The organism is Bariatricus sp. HCP28S3_A4 (assembly GCF_052066395.1).
GTDB lineage: Bacteria > Bacillota > Clostridia > Lachnospirales > Lachnospiraceae > Allocoprococcus.
This window is the reverse complement of record NZ_JBQHSE010000120.1, coordinates 1-301: the sequence shown is the minus strand read 5'-3', so window position 1 is coordinate 301 and position 301 is coordinate 1. Positions and strand designations below refer to the sequence as shown.

Here is a 301-nt window from a genome sequence, read left to right as displayed (position 1 = left end):
AACACTTCGAGAAAACGAAGTAAAAAAACAACCTTGAATACCAACGCATATAACGCTATATATGTGTCGATGTTAGAAAGTGACCCGTCGAATGATTTACGGAGCGGTTATCTCACGAGCAGAGCTCGTTCGATATCCTTTGCTTCGCAAATGATTCCGCAGATTACAAACCGGTCTTATGGAAGCAAGCTTCCAAGAACCGCTTTGAATCAGCAGAACCGCTTTCGACATCCATTGGTTATGCTAGAAAGAGCGCAGGGTGGATGCCTTGGCACTAAGAGCCGATGAAAGACGTGATAAG

The 301-nt window shown here is 44.5% G+C and carries 1 protein-coding gene; it reads left to right on the top strand.

All coding sequences use genetic code 11. The features are described 5' to 3' along the window. Window positions 1-288: hypothetical protein (locus tag ACTNBF_RS16630; protein ID WP_441089718.1), on the top strand; the 288-nt coding region annotated here is incomplete at its 5' end. Between the last annotated feature and the right edge of the window lie 13 nt (window positions 289-301).